This window comes from Streptomyces sp. SID1328, from assembly GCF_009865595.1.
GTDB lineage: Bacteria > Actinomycetota > Actinomycetes > Streptomycetales > Streptomycetaceae > Streptomyces > Streptomyces griseoluteus.
Genome location: NZ_WWKH01000399.1, coordinates 1 through 3,080, shown reverse-complemented (window position 1 = coordinate 3,080; position 3,080 = coordinate 1). Strand labels below are relative to the sequence as shown.

Sequence of the window (3,080 nt, the reverse complement as noted above, 5' to 3'; positions counted from 1 at the left end):
CTCGGGCACATTATTCATCACGTGATGAATAATGTGCCCGAGCCGGGGTGCCGTCAAGGGGCGCCGTCAACGGGCCGTGTCAGGGTCGGGCCGTTTCGGCTCAGGGATGTGTCAGGGCCGGCTCCGGGGCTGGTCAGGGGCGGGACGGGGATTCCGGGGTGGTGGCGACGAGCAGAACCACCTCGTACGTCTCCTCGACCAGGCCGTCGGGGAAGACCTTGATCAGGTGGGCGCGCTCGGCTTCGAGGAATTCGGTGCGGGCGGGCTCGGGGGCGAGGAGGAAAGCGGAATGACTGCCGATGTTGGCCAGGTGGGTGTCGAGCGGCACGTGACGGCTCCAGCGGACCGAGCGCCGGATGAAGTCGAGCCGGCCGCTGGGATCGGCGGCGGAGACTCGGTCGGCGGCCTTGCGCTGCTCGGTGTGCACGGGCAGACCGAGGAAGCGGGCGGCGCGCGCGGCGGCCGCGGCGATCCACTCGACGTCCGTGGCGTCGGTGTTCCACCAGAGCGCGAGCGCCCCGCCCGGCCGCAGCACGCGCAGCGCCTCCGGCACCGAGCGGTCCGGGTCGGTCCAGTGCCAGGCCTGGGCGTAGGTGACGAGGTCGGCGTGGGCGTCGGCAACGGGGAGGGCGTCGCCGCTGCCCCGGACCAGTGGGATGTGCGGGTTCCGGCGGCGGAACTCGGCGGCCATGCCCGCGCCCGGCTCGACGGCGACCACGTCGGCGCCCCGCCGGCGCAGCAGTTCGGTGGCGATGCCGGTGCCCGCGCCCACGTCCACGGCTCGGGCTCCGGTCAGGGGGCGGCCGGTGAGTTCCTCGATGGTGTCGAAGAGCGCGGGCGGATAGGAGGGGCGGTTCTCGGCGTACTGCGCGGCTGCCGCGTTGAAGGAGTGGGCGCGGGCGCTGGCGGTGGGGGCCTCTGGTGCGGTCATGCCGCCCATGGTGCTCGGCGCGGGGCCGGTGGGGACAGTGGTTTCGGGCCGGTCGCCCCGGTGCCGCCGCCGGGGTCAGGCGCGGCGCTTCTTGCGGGCCTTCGCGGGGTTGCCGGTGCGCCGGGACTGGGTGCGCTCGTACTCGGCGCGGGCCGTGTCGTACTCGGTGCGGTGCAGTTTCTCGCCGGGCGCCTCGGTGAGGGAACGGGCGGACCAGGCGAGGAGGGTGCCGACGAAGCCGACGGCGAGCAGGCCGCGCAGGCGGGCCTGGCGCTCGGGGTCGGGGCGGCGGCCGAAGTTGTCCCAGGTGGTGCGGAAAGCGAGGGCGCTGCACACCGCGAACATGACGATGACCAGGACGGTCACGAAGGAACCGGTCCCGGCGATCTGGAGGCCCTGGTAGGCGAGGCGCAGGATCAGGCAGGAGACAGCGGCCGCGGCGAGGGCGACGAGGGCGACGGCGGCGCGGCGGACCGCGTAGCCGCCGGTGTGGTCCACCCAGGTCGTGCCGAAGAAGCGGAGGGGTTCGGGGCGGGGGCCGCCCGTGGAGCCCGCCGGGGTGGTGTCGGTGCCGGTCTCGTCGCTCACGCGTCGATTATGGCTCCGCCGTCCGACGGGCTCCGGGGCGGGGCGTCAGCCGCAGCGGCCGGTCACGTAGCCGTCGCTGCCGGTGTGCACATAGGCGTCGGACACGTACTCGCCGGAGCCGATGTTGTCCCAGATGTTCGAGGTGCCGTACGGGCCGGTCACCGTGGTGCCGGGCGTCTGGCAGTAGATGGTGACGGTGGAGCCGGCGGGCAGCGTGCGGACGATGCCGTAGCCGGTGCCGGGGCCGCTGCGGACGTTCAGGGCGGCGCCCGGTGCGATCGGGAAGCGGGGCGCGGAGGCCGTGGCGGTGGTTGCGGCCGGTTCGGCCAGGATCGTCGGCGCGTGGTCGTCGGACATGAGATACCTCCCCCGTGACACCCCGTGACGGCCACGGGGTGGTGACACCGCTCGCCGGGCATCGTGTACCGGTGCCGGACGGGCGGGCGGGCCACGGCTGCGCCGCGACTCGCAGGCGGAGGTTAGCAAGCCGCCTCGGTGTCGTACGGGCAATCGAATAGGCTCCTTTCGTCGCGCGCGCGGCCGATGAGCACGGGGGTGGTCCATGGCGCCACGGCACAGCACCGGAGCCGGCGCGGAAGCGGAACTTCCGGAGTACGCCGGCCACTACCGGCTGGAGACGCAGCTCGGTTCCGGCGGGATGGGCGTGGTGCATCTGGCCCGCAGCGCCTCGGGGATGCGGGTGGCGGTGAAGGTGGTGCACGCGGAGTTCGCGCGGGACCCCGAGTTCAGGGGGCGGTTCCGGCAGGAGGTGGCGGCCGCGCGGCGGGTGAGCGGTGCGTTCACCGCGCCGGTGGTGGACGCGGACCCGGAGGCGGCGCGGCCGTGGATGGCGACGCTGTTCATCCCCGGGCCGACGTTGTCGCAGGAGGTGAAGCGGAACGGTCCGATGGAGCCCGCGCAGGTGCGGCGGCTGATGGCCGGGCTCGCCGAGGCGCTGAGGGACATCCACCGGGTCGGTGTGGTGCACCGGGATCTCAAGCCGGGGAACGTGCTGCTGGCCGAGGACGGGCCGAAGGTGATCGACTTCGGGATCTCCCGGCCGAAGGACAGCGAACTGCGCACCGAGACGGGGAAGTTGATCGGTACGCCGCCGTTCATGGCGCCGGAGCAGTTCCGGCGGCCTCGGGAGGTGGGGCCGGCGGCGGACGTGTTCGCGCTCGGGTCGGTGATCGTGCACGCGGCGACCGGGCGGGGGCCGTTCGACTCGGACAGTCCGTATGTCGTGGCCTATCAGGTGGTGCATGACGAGCCGGAGCTGACCGGGGTGCCGGCCGGCCTCGCATCACTGGTGCGGCGGTGTCTGGCGAAGGAGCCGGAGGACCGGCCGACGCCGGACGAGCTGATGCTGGCGCTGCGCTCGGTGGCGGCGTCGTACGACACGCAGGCGTTCATACCGGCGCAGCGGGAGGGAGTGGCGGACGGGGATGAGGCTGCCCCGCTGAAAGAGGAGCCCGGTGTCGCGCCCGAGCCGGCCCCGCCGAAGCGGCGCCGGTGGCGTGGGCGGGCGGTGCTGGCGGCGACCGCTGCGGTGCTGGCCGTC

At 73.7% G+C, this 3,080-nt stretch carries 4 protein-coding genes; 1 reads left to right on the top strand and 3 read right to left on the bottom strand.

Annotated features, from left to right (window positions below; translation table 11 throughout):
* Nucleotides 1-133: 133 nt before the first annotated feature.
* The 3 genes from GT030_RS11950 to GT030_RS11940 all read right to left on the bottom strand — a co-directional run bounded on the left by GT030_RS11950 (nucleotide 134) and on the right by GT030_RS11940 (nucleotide 1,876).
* Nucleotides 134-931 carry a class I SAM-dependent methyltransferase gene (locus GT030_RS11950; RefSeq protein WP_161201088.1) on the bottom strand — a complete coding sequence of 266 codons (798 nt, stop codon included), beginning with the start codon at nucleotides 929-931 and terminating at the stop codon, nucleotides 134-136.
* A gap of 75 nt (nucleotides 932-1,006) precedes the next feature.
* Nucleotides 1,007-1,519: an EamA/RhaT family transporter gene (locus tag GT030_RS11945; protein WP_161201087.1), complete on the bottom strand. Its 513-nt coding sequence runs from the start codon at nucleotides 1,517-1,519 to the stop codon at nucleotides 1,007-1,009.
* Nucleotides 1,520-1,564: 45 nt separating this feature from the next.
* Nucleotides 1,565-1,876 carry an SH3 domain-containing protein gene (locus tag GT030_RS11940; RefSeq protein ID WP_161201086.1) on the bottom strand — a complete coding sequence of 104 codons (312 nt, stop codon included), beginning with the start codon at nucleotides 1,874-1,876 and terminating at the stop codon, nucleotides 1,565-1,567.
* 205 nt (nucleotides 1,877-2,081) lie between these two features.
* Between GT030_RS11940 and GT030_RS11935 the strand changes: the two genes are divergently transcribed.
* Nucleotides 2,082-3,080 (top strand): serine/threonine-protein kinase (locus GT030_RS11935; RefSeq protein ID WP_202459993.1); only part of this gene is annotated, 999 nt, incomplete at its 3' end.